General features: G+C 49.4%; 16 protein-coding genes. 7 read left to right on the top strand and 9 right to left on the bottom strand.

Annotation, left to right across the window (positions count from 1 at the left end; genetic code table 11):
• Window positions 1-14 precede the first annotated feature (14 nt).
• Together ACIP6T_RS05915 and ACIP6T_RS05910 are read right to left on the bottom strand one after the other, a co-directional pair.
• Entirely contained in the window at window positions 15-560 is a 546-nt protein-coding gene (locus tag ACIP6T_RS05915) for an ADP-ribose pyrophosphatase (protein ID WP_400455924.1), read from the bottom strand.
• 56 nt (window positions 561-616) lie between these two features.
• Window positions 617-1,519, bottom strand: coding sequence for a ParB/Srx family N-terminal domain-containing protein (locus ACIP6T_RS05910; protein ID WP_400455922.1), 903 nt, complete (start codon window positions 1,517-1,519; stop codon window positions 617-619).
• Between the two features lie 133 nt (window positions 1,520-1,652).
• Between ACIP6T_RS05910 and ACIP6T_RS05905 the strand changes: the two genes are divergently transcribed.
• A complete protein-coding gene (locus tag ACIP6T_RS05905; RefSeq protein ID WP_400455920.1) occupies window positions 1,653-2,285 on the top strand; it encodes a DapH/DapD/GlmU-related protein in 633 nt (210 codons plus the stop codon).
• A gap of 82 nt (window positions 2,286-2,367) precedes the next feature.
• Here ACIP6T_RS05905 and ACIP6T_RS05900 read toward each other — a convergent pair whose 3' ends face one another.
• On the bottom strand, window positions 2,368-3,336 hold the full coding sequence (locus tag ACIP6T_RS05900; protein WP_400455918.1) for a GT-D fold domain-containing glycosyltransferase: 969 nt from the start codon (window positions 3,334-3,336) through the stop codon (window positions 2,368-2,370).
• Window positions 3,337-4,099: 763 nt separating this feature from the next.
• On the opposite strand from ACIP6T_RS05900, the gene ACIP6T_RS05895 reads away from it, so the two are divergent.
• The gene (locus ACIP6T_RS05895) at window positions 4,100-6,460 is read left to right on the top strand and encodes a membrane-bound PQQ-dependent dehydrogenase, glucose/quinate/shikimate family (protein WP_097097259.1); all 2,361 of its coding nucleotides are present in this window, start codon (window positions 4,100-4,102) and stop codon (window positions 6,458-6,460) included.
• 80 nt (window positions 6,461-6,540) lie between these two features.
• Here ACIP6T_RS05895 and ACIP6T_RS05890 read toward each other — a convergent pair whose 3' ends face one another.
• A complete protein-coding gene (locus ACIP6T_RS05890) occupies window positions 6,541-6,933 on the bottom strand; it encodes a VOC family protein (protein WP_097097260.1) in 393 nt (130 codons plus the stop codon).
• Complete coding sequence (locus tag ACIP6T_RS05885; RefSeq protein WP_400455915.1) at window positions 6,930-8,093, bottom strand: MFS transporter; 1,164 nt, start codon at window positions 8,091-8,093, stop codon at window positions 6,930-6,932. Before ACIP6T_RS05885 ends, ACIP6T_RS05890 begins: the two co-directional genes overlap by 4 nt.
• A gap of 140 nt (window positions 8,094-8,233) precedes the next feature.
• Between ACIP6T_RS05885 and ACIP6T_RS05880 the strand changes: the two genes are divergently transcribed.
• Together ACIP6T_RS05880 and ACIP6T_RS05875 are read left to right on the top strand one after the other, a co-directional pair.
• A complete protein-coding gene (locus ACIP6T_RS05880) occupies window positions 8,234-9,004 on the top strand; it encodes a DeoR/GlpR family DNA-binding transcription regulator (RefSeq protein WP_097097262.1) in 771 nt (256 codons plus the stop codon).
• A gap of 210 nt (window positions 9,005-9,214) precedes the next feature.
• Complete coding sequence (locus ACIP6T_RS05875; protein ID WP_097097263.1) at window positions 9,215-9,931, top strand: GntR family transcriptional regulator; 717 nt, start codon at window positions 9,215-9,217, stop codon at window positions 9,929-9,931.
• Between the two features lies 1 nt (window position 9,932).
• Here ACIP6T_RS05875 and ACIP6T_RS05870 read toward each other — a convergent pair whose 3' ends face one another.
• Complete coding sequence (locus tag ACIP6T_RS05870; protein ID WP_400455913.1) at window positions 9,933-11,132, bottom strand: enolase C-terminal domain-like protein; 1,200 nt, start codon at window positions 11,130-11,132, stop codon at window positions 9,933-9,935.
• A 302-nt stretch (window positions 11,133-11,434) separates the two neighbouring features.
• On the opposite strand from ACIP6T_RS05870, the gene ACIP6T_RS05865 reads away from it, so the two are divergent.
• Entirely contained in the window at window positions 11,435-12,826 is a 1,392-nt protein-coding gene (locus ACIP6T_RS05865) for a PTS transporter subunit EIIC (protein ID WP_400455912.1), read from the top strand.
• 155 nt (window positions 12,827-12,981) lie between these two features.
• Here the strand turns inward: ACIP6T_RS05865 and ACIP6T_RS05860 are convergent, their stop codons facing one another.
• Entirely contained in the window at window positions 12,982-13,527 is a 546-nt protein-coding gene (locus tag ACIP6T_RS05860) for a hypothetical protein (protein ID WP_400455911.1), read from the bottom strand.
• A gap of 86 nt (window positions 13,528-13,613) precedes the next feature.
• Window positions 13,614-14,183, bottom strand: a complete 570-nt coding sequence (locus ACIP6T_RS05855) for a hypothetical protein (protein ID WP_400455909.1) — start codon at window positions 14,181-14,183, stop codon at window positions 13,614-13,616.
• A gap of 442 nt (window positions 14,184-14,625) precedes the next feature.
• On the opposite strand from ACIP6T_RS05855, the gene ACIP6T_RS05850 reads away from it, so the two are divergent.
• Window positions 14,626-15,306, top strand: a complete 681-nt coding sequence (locus ACIP6T_RS05850; RefSeq protein WP_345829668.1) for a type 1 glutamine amidotransferase domain-containing protein — start codon at window positions 14,626-14,628, stop codon at window positions 15,304-15,306.
• Between the two features lie 87 nt (window positions 15,307-15,393).
• The gene (locus ACIP6T_RS05845) at window positions 15,394-16,002 is read left to right on the top strand and encodes a TetR/AcrR family transcriptional regulator (protein ID WP_400455907.1); all 609 of its coding nucleotides are present in this window, start codon (window positions 15,394-15,396) and stop codon (window positions 16,000-16,002) included.
• 119 nt (window positions 16,003-16,121) lie between these two features.
• On the opposite strand, the gene ACIP6T_RS05840 is transcribed toward ACIP6T_RS05845, so the two are convergent.
• A complete protein-coding gene (locus ACIP6T_RS05840) occupies window positions 16,122-16,580 on the bottom strand; it encodes an RpiB/LacA/LacB family sugar-phosphate isomerase (protein WP_097097269.1) in 459 nt (152 codons plus the stop codon).
• Window position 16,581 lies beyond the last annotated feature (1 nt).

Below are 16,581 nucleotides of genomic sequence, written 5' to 3'. Positions count from 1 at the left end.
CGGCGGTGGCGGCGTTAATCGATAAGCTTTTTCGCCCGGGCCAACAGAAATGCCGTCACCGATGTCGCATCGGTAATTTTTCCCGCCAGGATCAACGCCAGAAAGTCGGCAGTTTTCATTCTACTCGCCGTCAAACCCACTTCTTCCGCATCGAGATTTTGTCCCTGATACGTCAGATCCCGCGCCAGATAAATGTGATAGCCCTGGGCGGAGTAGCCCTGAGCTAGCTTCTGATAACCCACATAACTTAACTCCCCGGCGACCAGGCCCGTTTCTTCTAAGAGTTCACCCGCGGCAAGATCTTCCGGCGCGGCATTGGGCGTCAGTTCCCAGCTACCTTGAGGTAACTCAATGGTGCGTTCACCAATGGGATAACGGTACTGTTCAACCACATAAATGCTGTCATCTTCGATGGGCAGAACGACCACAAAGTCATCTTTTTCGATTACCGAATAGATACCTTCGCTGCCATCCGCCCGCTGAATTTTATCTTCTTTCAACGTTAACCAGCGATTGCGGTAAATCTCTTTAGATACAAGCGTATGGATTTCGGGTTTCACATCATCCTCCAACGTAATAATAGAAAAGGCGGAAAGATCCTCCGCCTGAAGAGAGATTACTGCGCAAAGGCCCACGTCAATTTGCCGTTATCAGAAACCAGCTTATCCAGCTTCTTCTCATTCACTTTCTTACGCGCGCCCAGCTTTTCAGCGGTCAGCGCTCCGCTATCGCTGTGCGCAATCACCGTTTCTTTCGGGGTGCTGATCATTTTCTCAGCGATTGTTTTCAATGCATTGGCGTAACCGCTGCGATCTTTCAGATCAAACGTTTTAAGCGGCAGCTGGGTTTCAAGCCACTTTCCCCAGTAAAACTCAAGGAAAGGCGGCGGATTTTGTTCTTTATCGAAGCCGATATCACGCACGAAATAGACCAGCGAGCGATATTCATCATTTTGCATATGCTTGCGTCCTAGCTCTTTGGGTAACGCATCGGGTTGGACCTTACCAGAGGGCGTATCCAGCCACACCAGATGTGCCGTCTCCATCTTTTGCCAGAATGCCGACATGGTCGGCAAGCTACGGAAGTCATCAGTGATGCGCACCTGAACCGGCGTGTTGAGACCGGCGATATCGGCAAAATTACTGAAGGTATGGTGGCCATCGGTGAGATAAAGCGTGTTATCGGGTGCAATTACGGCGGTTTTCATCGGGCCTGGTTCGCTACCGACCGGCAGCTTGCAGCTGAAGCTACTGGGTTGAGTGAGGCGGGATTGACGATCAAACTTATCGACCCCCTTTTGCCCCATGCTTTCGCAGTAATCATCAAAGAGCTTTTTGGGTTCGGCTTCATAACGATGTTGCTTGTAATCCAACTGGCGATAGCCAATGGCCGCCTGCGTAGGATGAAGCTGCGCCAACTGAACTTGCACAATGTCACCGGCTTTAATGTCGGCGGGCAGTGCGGCAGAAGCCTGTCCGGCTGACCACAATAACGCCAGAATTGACCAGGGTGTTCTCATTCCATTTCCTCAAATCGCCAGTCACAGAGGCGCACAATAGCATTACTGTCATCTTTGCGCTGTAGCGTTGTGGCTGGCGGTTGCCCCGCGGCAACCGGTTATCCAGACATCTGACCACAACGGAGCATGTATTATGGCACTTGCTGCTGTGCAACCGGCAAAACTGCAACAGACCTTTATCGATCCAAGCGTGCGCATGCGCGAAACCAGCATTGGTCAGCAATGTGAAGTGCTGGCGCAAAGCTATCTCGAATATAGCGAATTAGGCGATTTCACCTACCTCGGCGAACATTGCTGCGTGGCTGATGCACAGATTGGGCGCTTTACGGCGATAGCTAATCAGGTGCGTATTGGTGCGCCTAATCACCCGATGGATCGTGCCTCTCAGCACCGTTTCACCTACTGTCCGGAATATTACGATGCACAATCACAGCGCGATGCGGGCTTCTTTGCCGATCGTCGTGCCGACCGCGTTATTATTGGCAACGACGTGTGGATTGGCCACGGTGTGATTGTCTTGCCGGGCGTAACGGTGGGCGATGGTGCCGTTTTGGCGGCGGGAGCGGTGGTGACCAAAGATGTGGCGCCGTACACCATTGTCGGCGGCGTTCCGGCTAAAGTCATTCGTGCGCGCTTCGCCGCTGACATTGCCGCACAGCTACAGGCGATAGCCTGGTGGCACTGGCCGCTGGAGAAAATCATGGCCAACCTGGCAGACTTTCAGTCTGCCGATCTCACCCTTTTTTGCCAGCGACATGCAAACTGAAGGCAGAAAACGGCAGCGTGTTTTCGTCTGCCATCACACGCCAGCGCAAAATGGATGTCGTTGCGATGGCGTGTGACGTGCATCAGACCATCGGGGGATGGTTGGTCATCGCTGACAACACGGCATCCTGTGGCAGCCCGACATGCAGCAAAATTTGCTGGCGATAGTGTTCGTCAGCGTCGCGCGACGTATCGCTCAGCAACACGCCCACTTCATTAACGTTCTTACCGGCCACTTGCACTTTGTCACGTGCCGCACTGCGCATCCATTCGTACTCAATATCGATATGACCCGTATCAATACAGCGAATACCGTGCTGGCTGAGATCGTAAGCCAGTACGGTGGCAGTAGGTCCGAGCGACATCAGCACCATATCGTAGTCGCGCGCATGCGCCAGCACCGAGCTGTAAAGATCGTTGTAAACCGAGAAGGCATTACGATTAAGCGTGGTAATGCGCTTAATGTCTCGGGCACCGGCTAACAAATCGTTGCCGATACCAAGGCGCGTACCGCTGCCTTCTACTATCAATATCTTTTTGTCGTGAAATAGCTGCTTAAATTTAGTGAAAATACGCGTCGCTTGCTGCTTATCTTTATAATCATGATATGGACGCGTCACGGAAGTATTGCCGTAGAGATAATTCTTTTTTAATAACGCTTCATAATGACGAAAATAAAAGGCCTTATGAAAAAACCAGAATAGGGCTGAACCAAAACGCATATTGCCGGTGCCGCGAAAAGCATCGGGCAGACATAATAAACACGGATTATTTAGCTGACTTCCGCGACGCAGAATCTCTTTTAGACGAATTGAAAGACGTTCATCGAAGGCCTGGAAGCCAATATTTTTAAATAGCGTCATCTCCAGTTCTCCATCGCCATAGCGACTAATGGACAGCTTGTCGTTGCTGAGCAGCAGGTCAACGGTTTGCTCGGGTGACAACACCTGATATTGACGAGCGTGTGCGTTAGCAACGGGAAACCTAAAAGCAGCATGTGTGAATTTAAAAGGAAAACGTAATTTACGATAAAGGGAGTCTGCGCTGATCATAATAACCTTCTTTTTATAAGCGGCTCAGCCGCACAGCAGTAAGGTGATGTATATCACGCTTACCCGAACGGCGCAGGCTGAGGAAACTCCCAAAATAATATTTCAAGCCGATGGCTAATCAATGACAATAAACACAGGGCAAGTTTAAAAAAACAGAAAATGAATAATAATGGGGTTGTGGATACTACTGGGTTTATTATTGCCAGGAATAATCGCAATGACTGTAACCTGATTAATAAAACAATTTCATCTGATGTTTAAGCATACAAACTCCGATCGCAATGGTTTCGCCCAAACGATCGCGCTGCGTACGTCTGGCGGGTTTTGTACCCGTTCATCGCTTTTGCATGATAAGGAAAGCGAGAAAATAATGAGCGGACTAATCAAGTGATTTCTATAACGTTTCCCTGGTATGCATAACCGCATGAGTTTATCGCCTCAGCGCGCGATACAACTCAGTTTCGCAGCGCAATCAATGGTGAGGAAACGCGTCAGTACCGTGCATTTAAGCGCAGTTTTGTTATCAAAAAATGCGGTTTATTTGCATCAATGATTAATTCTCTCAACGAAAATGAAACGTGATTTCAGTCACATTATGAGCGGAGCGGCGGCTGGCAGCGATAAGCCAAACTACATTCATAAGCGGAGCTAACGACACACTTGGCAACGGGTTTTTACTTAACGGTAACGTACGTTAAAATTTTGTTGATTCTATGTGGGTTAATTTTTGAGGTTTTTTGATGAAAAAGGTTGAGGGATTAGCATGGTTAACAAACTAACCAGCATCGTGCTCGCGATCCTCGCGATTGCCTTGTTGTATATGGGCGGCAAGCTGCTGATGCTGGGCGGCAGTGCATTTTATGCACTGATGGCGGTGGGATTACTGATCACCGCCATTTTACTGTTCCGCAACCAGCGCAGTGCGCTGGCGCTATATGCAGTACTGATGTGGATTACGCTGGCCTGGATTATCTGGGAAGTGGGCTTTGACAAGTGGCAGTGGATCCCGCGCGGCGACCTGTTCGGCGTAATCGGCCTGTGGCTGGCAATGCCGTGGGTAGTAAAACCGCTCTATCGCGGTGAGCGCCGTTTCCATAGCTTCCTGGGCGGCACGGTGATGATCATGATTGTGGTGGTGATTGGTCTGTGCTTCTACGATCCGATTCCGCAGGAAGGCACTATCAGCAATGCGCGCGAGCAAAATAGCGAGCAGGGCGCGGCTAACGACTGGACCGCTTACGGTGGATCCTCTGATGGCCTGCGTTTCTCCGCGCTGAACCAGATCAGCAAAGAGAACGTGAAAAACCTCGAAGTCGCATGGACTTATCACACCGGCGATCTGCGTCAGGATGCGGATGCGACCGAATACACCTTCGAAGCGACGCCGCTGAAAGCCAATGGCATGCTCTACTTCTGTACGCCGCATAATGAAGTCCACGCGCTCGATCCTGAAACGGGCGCAGTGAAGTGGAAGTTCACGCCAAATAAAGATCGCTCTTACCTGCAGCAGCATCAAACCTGTCGCGGCGTGAGCTATTACGAAGACGCACCGGTTGCCGCGCAGGAGAATGCCGCCAACCCGGCGATCTGCCGTAAGCGTGTCTTTAATGCCACCACTGACGCGCAGCTGATCGCGCTGGATGCCGATACCGGCAAACCGTGCGCCGATTTCGGTGAGAACGGTGTGGTTGATCTGCATGCCAATATGGGTGAAGTGCGTCCCCATGCGCTGATGCAAACCGCGGCACCGCTGGTGGCGGGCAAGCTGGTGATCGTTGGCGGTTCGGTGATGGACAACGGCTTCAACAGCGGTAACCCGTCAGGCGTAATTCGCGCGTATGACGTGCAAACTGGCCGTCTGGTGTGGAACTTCGATCCGGCTAACCCGGAAAACACCGCACCGATCGCCGCGGGTCAGAACTATCCGCAGGACACGCCAGTGGCGTGGGGCACGCTGAGTGCTGACCTGAAAAATGGTGTGGTCTACGTGCCGTTTGGTAACGCTTCACCGGATGAAGTGGGTATTGAACGCGATCCAAACAGCAACACCGAGAAGTTCCGCGATGCGCTGGTGGCGCTGGATCTGCAAACCGGTGCCTTCAAATGGCGCTATCAGAGCTCCAACCACGATCTGTGGGACCGCGATAATCCGTCACAGCCTTCGCTGGTGGACATCGATTATCAGGGCCAGAAGCAGCCTGTGGTGATTTTGCCAACCAAAACCGGCAACCTGTTTGTGCTGAATCGTCTTACTGGCCAGCCGGTTTATCCGGTGAATCAGGTGAAGGTTTCAACCGAAGGTGGCGTAGCGGGCGAGAAATTTGCCGCGACGCAGCCGGTATCCAGCCTGAACTTTATCCCGCAGCCGTTGACCGAGAAATCAATGTGGGGTATCACGCCGTTTGACCAAATGTCATGCCGCATGGATTTCCGTAGCCTGCGCTACGACGGTAACCCGTGGACGCCAGCAACCGAAGCGGGTTCGCTGATCTTCCCGGGTAACATTGGCGTGTTCAACTGGGGTTCTGTCGCCGTCGATCCGCAGCGTCAAATGCTGATTGCCGCGCCAGTGCGTCTGGCTTACAAATACAATCTGATCAAACGTAGCGAGCAGACCGCCACCGAGCGCCTGTTCACCAAAGATGGTCAGCCGTACTGGAATGAAAACTTCCACGGTGATTATGCCATTCACATTCAGCAGCTGGCGTCTGGTCTTGGCATTCCTTGTGTTGCTCCACCCTGGGGCCGTATGGTGGGTGTGGATCTGAAGACCGGTAAAACCGAATGGCTGCGCCGCGTCGGCGTCACCAAAAACCTGAAAACCAGCTTCCTGCCTGGCCGCTTCCCAATCGGTTTCCCGATGGGCATGGTGGCGCACGGTGGTCCGTTGCTGACGGCAGGTGATTTGGTGTTCCATGGGGCAACGGCAGATAACTTCTTCCGTGCCTACGACAGCACCACCGGTGAACTGCTGTGGCAGACTGAACTGAGTGCCGGTGCGCAGGCCACGCCATCTACCTTTATGGGTAAAGACGGCAAGCAGTACGTGGTGATTGCCGCTGGCGGCCACGGTTCGCTTGGCACCCAGGCGGGTGACAGCGTGGTGGCATTCCGTTTGAAATAACCCCGACTACATCGAGTTAAGGCGCCCATTGCGGCGCCTTTTTTTATCTGCTTCGCGTTAAATAAAAGCTATCGCGCGGTTTACTCATCATCACTGACAATTTCAATCAGATTGCCGTCAGGATCCCGAATAAGGGCTTCATAGAAACCATCTCCGGTTATCCGCGCCGGACTGACTAAAATCTTCTGCTCCGATGCCCGTTTGACCATCGTGTCCACATCTTGCCTGGTGCCAACGTTAATCGCGATATGTGCCCATCCGGTCAGTTCTGTGCCATTCGCACCTTGTGCTAACGCTTCCAGAGCCATAAGTTCGATGGTGGCGCCTTCATGCAAACGAATGAAGTGAGAACGAAAACCAGGGCGATTTTTGCTGATATAAAGTTCATTCGATGTTCCGCCAAAAAAATCCTGCCAAAAATGTTGCTGGGCAGTCAAATTGTTGGTCCATAACGCCACGTGTGCAATTTTCATGCGTTCTCTCCTGCAGGGGTTTTATTGCCTAAATTGAGCGTGAGTGACAGTGCTGCGACGACAAGCATCAGCACCATGATGAGTGAGAATGAAAGCGCGAGAGAGCTGTAGTGGGCAATGTAACCAATTATCGCCGGACCACTTAAAACCCCGAGGTAGCCTAAGGTTGTCATTGCGGGTACCGCCACTGCCTGTGGCATTACTTTCTGTTGTCCCACCGCGGAGAACATAACCGGTACGATATTGGCGCAACCGGCACCCACAAAAACGTATCCCAGCAGCGAGAGAGACCATGAGGGAATAAAGGTCACCAGCGCCAGTCCGGCTGCCGCAGTGAGCGCGCCCACCAGAACCACCGGCAGCCGTCCTAGCAGAGAAATAATGCGGTCTCCGGTAAGTCTTGCTAGCGTCATCGCCACAGCAAAACAGGTATAACCCAGCCCACCTAAGGTTTCAGGAATATCCCGCACCTGCGTCAGATAAACGGCACTCCAGTCCAGCACCGTTCCTTCCGTCAGGAATACGGCAAAACAGATGAGGCCCAGCAATAATACGTGCCCGCGCGGCACGGCGAATGCCGGCCCCTCTTTAGGATTGGCATAGGTTAGAAGTCCCGGAAAACTGAGCATGGCCAACACCATCACCGTGAACGTCACCAGCAGCGTTGCGGCCAACACGCTCATGCCCAATGACAGCAGCACAGTCATAACCCCTGCGCCCGCGATGCCGCCGAAGCTGTACATGCCATGAAATCCGGACATCAGTGGCGCAGCCGATTGCTTCTCAACGAGAATGGCCTGAATGTTCATTGCGCAATCCGTCACGCCAACACCCACGCCAAAAATCAGGAGAACCAGGCCAAGTAGCAGAGGATCGGCAATAACCGCCAGTAGCGGCGTGCTCAGGATAATCAATGCGATGGCGACAACGATGACGCGGCGACAGCCAAAACGGCTGGTCAGTAGACCCGTTACCGGCATAGCGATCAGCGCACCAAAGCCAAGACAGAGCAGCAAGGTGCCAAGCATCGCTTCGTTGACTCCTGTGTTATTGCGCGCGAAAGGCACAATGACGGCCCAGGTGGCGGTGACAAACCCGGCAATAAAAAAAGTCAGACGCGTAGCGCGGCTGGGAGTCATGCTGCTGAGATGCTGAATCATTTCATTCCTCTTTTTAGATGGATAACAATCCCTGGAAGCAACGGGGTGGTTCATTGCGCCTGCATGCAAGATTGACAATCTGCAAACATTTGCGCGATTATGCTCATTGTAGATCGATTTTGATGGATTAAGGAATGTTTATGCTCGATTATGCTGCCTTTCCGGATCAGCGACAAGCGCTGATCAAACAGATCCTGCAAGAGCAGGGACGGGTCGTCTGTGTTGACCTCGCCAGACAATTGGGCGTTTCAGAACACACTATCCGGCGTGATCTGCACGAACTGAGTAAGGAAGGTATTTGCAAGAAAGTATACGGTGGCGCTGTAATACAGTTACCTGAAGCGGGCACTTTTCTGCTGCGAAAAGAGCAGAATCACGCAGCAAAGGAGATGATCGCGACGGCCTGTGCCAGCCTTATTAAAAACGATAGCTGTGTATTTATCGATGCGGGAACAACCAATTTGGCGATGGCCCTGGCTTTGCCAGAGGCGTTGTCATTAACGGTGGCAACAAACGCGCCGGATATCGCCGCCGTGCTTTTAAAACACCCCAATATAGATGTCATCATGCTGGGTGGGCATATTGATAAAAAAAGCGGAGGCTGCGTAAGTCACACAGCAATAGAGCAACTGCGCAACATCCATTTTGACCAGGCCTTTATTGGCGGATGCGCCATGAGCCCTGAATCAGGTCTGACAGGATTTGATTTTGCCGATTGCGAATTTAAAAAAGTGGCTATTAAACAGAGTAACCAAACGATTGTTGGTCTTACGGCGGATAAAATCCCCGGCGTTGCCAGATTCGCGGTGGCGGGCTGTGACGAAATCCATGTTCTAGTGGTGGAGGAGCAGCTTAACAAGGCGTTTTACAATGCATTTCGTGCAGAAAATATAACGTTAATAACGGTTTAGAAGGAGATATTCCGATGCGCGAGTTTTTTATCCAATATTATAAAAATACCAGCAAGGTGGAGTCTTCACGAATGAGAAGGATATCGATCTCGCTAAGGATGAAACTCTTGCATGAAATTATGCAATGGGACTTGTTCGATGACGGTAAAAACGAAATGTAGTGCTGACGTGGTATTATCCTTCCGTCAATGATAGGAGGAGGGTAATCTAATGAAAAAGAAAGAGTTCGTTACCCAGGATTTGCTGAGCAAAATTTATCAGGAAGACACATCCGCGCCCCGCAAATTGCCCCCTGAGCGTCAGCTGGCGGAAGAGTATGGCGTTTCACGTTTTACCATTCGGCAAGCGCTGGAAAAACTGGTCAGTATTGGAGCCGTGCGTATCGTGCAGGGTTCAGGCATCTGGATAAACGAGACGGTACGTAATAACCCGCTCGTCTATAATTCAATCACTGAAAAACGTTTTGATCAGATACATTACCGCTCTCTTAGCCTGCGTAAGCGACGTCCTGATAGCGACGAGCAACAAATATTTGCCATCAACGATGAGGCATTTATCTGGGAATTTTCCCGCCTGCGCTATGTTGATAATATCGCGGTGCAGATTGAAACCTCGCGCATGCCCGCGCAATTATTTTCCGATCTTACGGGGGAAATAATCGAGCGTTCTATTCAGCAATATGTTTTAGCCAGGGGCTATCACATTTCACATTTGCTAACCAGCTACCGGGCTATTAGCGTCAATCGCGATCAGGCTACGCTTCTTGGCTGTAAAAAAGGCAGCCCGGCGATGCATATCATTAACCGCGGCATTCTTCAGGGAGGACAGGTATACGAAATCAGCGACATTGTCGATATTGATTACACCTGCACCTACCTGATTCCTCATAATCCTGACAATCTGCGCTTTCGTCAGAAACAGCGTTAAATTATGGCGTATGAATAGTGCCGTCCGGCAGGCGACTTTGTGTCCACTCATGCGGACGGTAGACCACCGGATATTTCTCCGCCAGCGCTTGATCAAAGGTTACGCCGATACCCGCCGCTTGTGGCGGATAAATAAATCCCTTGTTAACGTTAGGTGCGCCCGGGAACATCGCATCCGTCAGCGATGAGCGTGGGATAAATTCCTGAATGGCAGCATTGTGTAAATGAATATTTAGATGCGTATTCACGGCGACACCGATAGGCGTCATATCACCTGGGCCGTGCCATGCTAACCGTATTCCGAATGCCTGACACAGCGCCGCCAGTTTAAGCGCTGGCGTGATGCCACCAATTTGCGAAATGTGGCAGCGAATGAAGTCGATTCGGCGATGAATGATCAACTCATGCCATTCGGCTGGATTATTAAATAATTCACCTAATGCCAGCGGCACGGCACTCTGCTGGCGTAACTGTGCCAGCCAACCGGTTTGCGCCGGAGGAAGAACATCCTCGAGAAAATAGGGCATATAAGGTTCCAGTTGTTTAACCAACTGAATCGCTTGCTGCGGAAATAACCGTTCGTGAACATCATGCAGAATTTCAAATTGATGACCATATTTGGTTCTCAATGCACGAAACATCTCAACCGTATTTGCCATGTACTGTTGCTGAGAATAATAAGCGCCGGCGGTACCCTTTTCTGGAGCATGGAGATCCTGGGCGGTACCGCCGTAAAACCCCAACTGACAGCGAATATGACGGTAGCCAATTTCTAGCGCTTGATCTACTGAGGCATAAAGTTCTTCCAGCGTTTCACCACTGGCATGGGTATAAGCTGCAATCGCATCGCGTGATTTCCCCCCCCATAATTGATACAAAGGCATACCCGCCAGCTGCGCCTTAATATCCCACAATGCCATATCAATACCGGAAATAGCATTATTGGTTACCGGACCGTTTCGCCAATAGGCATTAACGTTCATCATTTGCCACAGATCTTCAATATTATTGGCATCTCGCCCGACCAAAAGGGGAACCAGATACTCATCGACCATCGTTTTTACAGCCAATGGACGCTGTTGAAAAGTGGCACAGCCGTGTCCCGTAATGCCTTTATTGGTCGTAACGCGTACGGTAATGAGATTATGGCGATCGGGACGAGTAATAAAGCAGTGAATACTTTCGATAATAGTTGGGGTCACAAAGAAAACTCCTCTGGCACACTCACCGCGTTTAACAGTAAGGCAGAATGATATGAAATTTTTACCCTATGATTGCTGGGTTTTTATTAAGACGCAAACCCTTTTTATGTAATAAATATTGGTTAAAAAAATGCGTGATTTCTCTTTAAAAAACAGACCAATTTGCGATTTTTCGTGTCATAAAGCCTGTTGAGTGTGGTTTTGTGATCCTCATCATGATTTATTGGTTTGTTTTGCCTGGGTTCATTTATTACCATCCAGAGCAGATTTCATCAGGGCAGTTTTTTCCCTTAGGAGCAAGTATGGGAACGCAGGAAGTCATAGGAAATATCATTCAGTTAGTGGGCGGAAAAAATAATATCAATAAAGTCTGGCACTGTATGACTCGGCTGCGCTTTGATCTTGTTGATGACAATAAAGTTAATCAGAGTGGAATTAAAGCGCTGCCCGGTGTTCTGGGGGCGCAAATGCAAAGCGAACAGTTTCAAATCATTATTGGGCCGAAGGTAAATAGTTGGTATGAGCAACTCGTGCCCGTGCTGAATAACGATAATCAGCCGCAGATACAGCTGGAAAAAACGCGTAAAAGCGTCGTTTCCCTGTTTATGGATACCGTTTCCGGTGTATTTGGACCCATTGTTCCCGCCATTGCTGGCGCAGGGATGATCAAAGGATTACTAGCCGGTTTGGTGGCATTACAGCTGATCTCGGCAAAGAGTGATACGGTAATGGTGATTGATTTAATCGCCAGCGGCGTGTTCTATTTTTTACCGTTTTTCCTGGCGGTCTCTGCGGCTAAAATCTTTAAGACCAATGAATATCTGGCCGCAGCCGTTGCCGCGTGTTTGATGTATCCGTCATTAATCGATGCAGCTAAAGCGCTGGCCGCACATCAGGAAGGTGCCGTAAACGCATTCTGGTTTATGGGCCTGATTCCGGTTTCGGTATTCAACTATGCCTCCAGTGTTATTCCGGTCATCTTTTCAATTCTGGCACTGAGTTATATCCACCGCTGGGTTGATCGTATTATGCCGGAAGTGTTGAAAACGGTCTTTACGCCAACGTTAACGCTGTTTCTCGCCGCGCTCACTGCGCTAGTGGTGATTGGCCCGATGGGTATTTGGCTAGGAAAGGGATTAGCGTTATTTATTGAAGGCTTGTTCAGTATTTCATCCAGCTTTGCCGGTTTGATTGTGGGTGCCATTCGGCCGCTGGCGGTACTTACCGGTATGCACCATGCAATGACACCCATCGCGCTGCAGAATTTCAGCGATCGCGGTTATGACATGTTGATGCCGATGATGTTTATGGCAAATATGTCAATCGCAGGAGCGACCTTTGCCATCTGGAAATTGAGTAAAAATCGTCAGGATAAAGTCGTAACGCTTTCAGCTGCGATCTCAGCGTTATTAGGCATCACTGAACCTGCGCTGTTTGGGGTATTAACGCGCTATAAAAAAGCGTTTATCGCCGCCACCGTATCCAGCGCACTCGCTTCCGCCTTTATTGGTTTCTTTGGCGTGCGTTTATATGGCTATATCCTTTCCAGCATATTTAGTCTGCCGGCTTACATCGGACCGTACTTTATCTGGGCCGTTTCGGGCGTAGTGATTGCGCTGGTCTTGTCCTTTAGCCTGACGATAATACTGGTAGGCAAAGAAACTGATTTAGCTGTGCAGTCTGAGCAGGGGTAAATAAGCAAACGGCATATCGAACGTTGGTCGCCACACGTGGCGACCGAAGCTATATGGGCGGCCCAATCACCAAGGTACTCAAAGAGAAATTCGATGATGAGTACCGTGATAATCGATTGAAGTGAGAAGCATAATAATCATGCTTTCCTTGAAATTTATAATGGCAATCCATGTTCTTTGCAGTATTTTACATAGTAAACGTCATCTAAAAGGTGTTCAATGTCAGTTACAGTAAATGCATAGATCAGGTCAGGATAAAAATAGCCAAAATGACGGACTAATAGGAATAGGGGTTCTTGTGTTTTAAGGTCATTTTCTTCACGATAGTAAACTACATCCCAGGTTGTGCCTGCCATCATCTTTTTCTTCGTTTCTTGGCGCTTGATAAATGGTTTTTTTGACCAAACTAAGAATTCTCGAAATGGGCGAGTGCTTTCAGTAATTCTGCTGTCAGTATAGATAAATGGAAATCCGATAGAGTCGTAACCAAGATCAACAACAAATGAAATGATGACCTTATCATCAGTCACTCTCATTGGATAGTAACTTGGAACGTAACTGTGAATCATTGAACCTTCATAAAATATTTCATAACTCACATTACTTTTATACGTTGTCATATGTCCGGGATGAACAGCAGAACAACCGGTAATTAGAAATAATGCAAAAAGAGAAATCCATATGGATATATTTTTTATCATGTAAAGTTCCTAACAGAACAAATCTTCAATGTCGGCGAATGTTGAAAATCCTTTATAGGGATGAATTGTGCATATTTATCCTCCTATTAACCACCGCAAAAAACTATAGTTACACCTAATTTATTGTGCTCACAGACACATTTTGTCTTGTAATCGCATAAGCAGAGTTTGAGTACCTCATGTTTAGAAAAGGTAGAGTCGCTAATAAACCGTTTCATCGAGTCGATATCATGGTCTGTACAGCTGCGATGAAACCCAATACACCAGGATGAACGTTTTGGATGAGTTTTTATTTTCTTAATGTGGCGTAACTTACTTATGTCTCTTGACAATCCTCTTCTTAAGGCTGAACTGCTCCTGTTGCATTTTATTTCTAGAAAAACAAACTTCTTCTCATCCTCTAATTTATAAACAACATCAATAAAAAATCTTGAGTCTTTTTTGAGTGGGGAGTTTGTAAAAGCGGGTAATTCCCGTTCAACATTTACTTCAAAATTTTTTTGAATGAAAAATGCAAATTCAATTTGGAACCATTTTTCCCAATCGTCACGTCTGAATTTAAAAAGGAAGAAGAGTTTTTCTTTGATTGCCGTCTGATTGAGAAATTCAAAGGCCATTAACTGGATGTCTTTGAAATCCTCTTCAATTGTATTCATTTTAAGTCCCCTAAATAGTTATTACATCGGTCAAGAATAAAAAAACTTTAGGAGTAAAATGACAATATCAATAAGGGCATTAGCAAAACAGTACGGCGACGATGAATCCACTATAAGCCAATTATGGGTGGCTCAGCGTGAACACGGGCCTGAATACACATCCGTGAACGCCTTAGTTGCATAGCTGCTGAAACGAGCCAGGCTGAGTTATAACTCAACAAGCCGCTTGGGCAGGTGGGGGTAATGGGAAAATGTCCGGTTTAAATGGCGTTAGGTCAATGGCGGTCTTCGGCTATTTGAAAGGTAAGAAACGAGGGCGCATGACATTTTACTAAAATTGCCTCAAGCTCTAGACGACTGGTCTATTAGGTGATAACGTGAATTTAAGCGCTAGACGACTGGTCTAGTTTGAGCATTTAATCCTAGCAACAGGAGATTGACGATGAAAATTCTTATGGTTCTCACCTCGCACGATCAATTAGGCGATACCGGACGTAAAACCGGCTTTTGGCTGGAAGAGCTGGCTGCGCCTTACTACGCGTTCAAAGATGCCGGGGCCGACATCACGCTGGCTTCACCGAAAGGCGGCAAGCCGCCGTTAGATCCTAAAAGCAACGAACCTGATTTCCAGACCGAACAAACCCATCGCTTCGAAGCCGATGCCGCAGCAACTCAGCAACTTGCGGCCACCGTACGTCTGGATAGCGTAACGCCTGCCGATTACGACGCCGTGTTTTACCCTGGCGGTCACGGCCCGTTGTGGGATTTGGCCGAGGATAAGCATTCCATCGCGCTGATTGAAGGCTTCCTCGCGGCAAACAAACACGTCGCGTTGGTATGTCATGCGCCGGGCGTGTTGCGCCATGTCAAAACGCCAGAAGGGAAGCCGCTGGTGCAGGGGCGCAATGTTACCGGCTTTACCAATAGCGAAGAGGAGGCCGTTGGCCTGACCAAGGTGGTGCCATTCCTGGTGGAAGACGAACTGATTGCCAAGGGCGGTCTGTATTCTAAAGGTGCCGACTGGAGTTCTTACGTGGTTAGCGATGGCCTGCTGATCACTGGACAAAATCCAACATCCTCAGCCGAGACCGCACAACAGCTGATAAAGCAATTAGCTCAATAAAGGCCGATTAACGGGAGGCGAACGTGTCGTCCGCCTTCCATTTTCCTGAGCATAGACGACTGGTCTAGTATTTGATAATCTTGGGCTATGACTACTGCATCCCAATTACATAGCCACGAAATCCGCGATCACATCCTTGCTACCGGCCAACGTATCATGGCAGGCAAGGGGTTTTCGGCTGTCGGATTGAATGAAATCCTCACCGATGCTGGCGTGCCGAAGGGTTCGTTCTATCACTATTTCAGTTCGAAAGAGGCGTTTGGCGTAGCGATGTTGGCGCGCTATTTTGATGATTATCTTACCGAGCTCGATAGTACCTTGGCCCAGCCGGATCTCACCATGGCACAACGTTTGATGAATTACTGGCAGCTGTGGCGTGAGACACAATCGTTCTCCGATTGTCAGGGCAAGTGCCTGGCGGTGAAGCTGGGCGCGGAAGTCGCCGATCTTTCGGACAGTATGCGCGTTACGCTGCAGAACGGCACTTCAGGGATCATCGCACGTCTGGCGGAGGCGTTAGAAGCGGGCGTGAAAGAGGGATCCCTGGTGATTGATGATAAACCGTCCCTCGTGGCAGAAAGCCTTTATCAGCTGTGGGTGGGGGCCAGCATCATGGTGAAAATCGTGCGTCATACTGGCCCGTTTGATTCAGCCATGAGCATGACGCAGAAAATTATTCGTATTACCGCGCAATAACACGGTCCTTCCGCCTCAGCCACCCTTATGCGGGTTTTCGCCAGGGAAACCCTATGCGCTTTGTTTTGATCGCCATTCTTGGTGCTGCAAAAGTACGCAGCAGGGCGCGAGCGCGGCGCTTATTTAGCGTGGGAAACTTGCTCGTAGTAACCGATCTTCTCAACTTTAGCGGTAGAGCCGCCCCCTTCGAACTCTGATGCCAGCCAGGCATTGACAATATTCTTAGCCAGCTCAGGGCCAATAACGCGCGCGCCCATGGTCATGATCTGAGCGTTGTTGCTCTTACGGGCACGCTCGGCGGAGAAGGTATCGTGGCACTGCGCGGCGCGCACGCCTTCCACCTTGTTAGCGACAATAGCCACGCCGATGCCGGTACCGCACAGCAGGATACCGCGCTCAAACTCTTTTTTCTGAATGGCGGTAGCCAATGCAAATGCCACATCCGGATACATCGGACGATCGTTTTGCGCATCATTGGTGTAATCCGTTACCACGAACTCTTTCTCTTCCAGCAGTTTTTTAATCACGTTTTTCAATTCGATAGCCGCATCATCGGCGCCAATAGCGATTGTTTTCATC

The sequence above is a fragment of the Pantoea sp. NPDC088449 genome (assembly GCF_044753225.1).
GTDB classification, from domain to species: domain Bacteria; phylum Pseudomonadota; class Gammaproteobacteria; order Enterobacterales; family Enterobacteriaceae; genus Pantoea; species Pantoea floridensis.
Note: the sequence above shows the minus strand (reverse complement) of the source record. Positions and strands in the feature narration are given on the sequence as shown.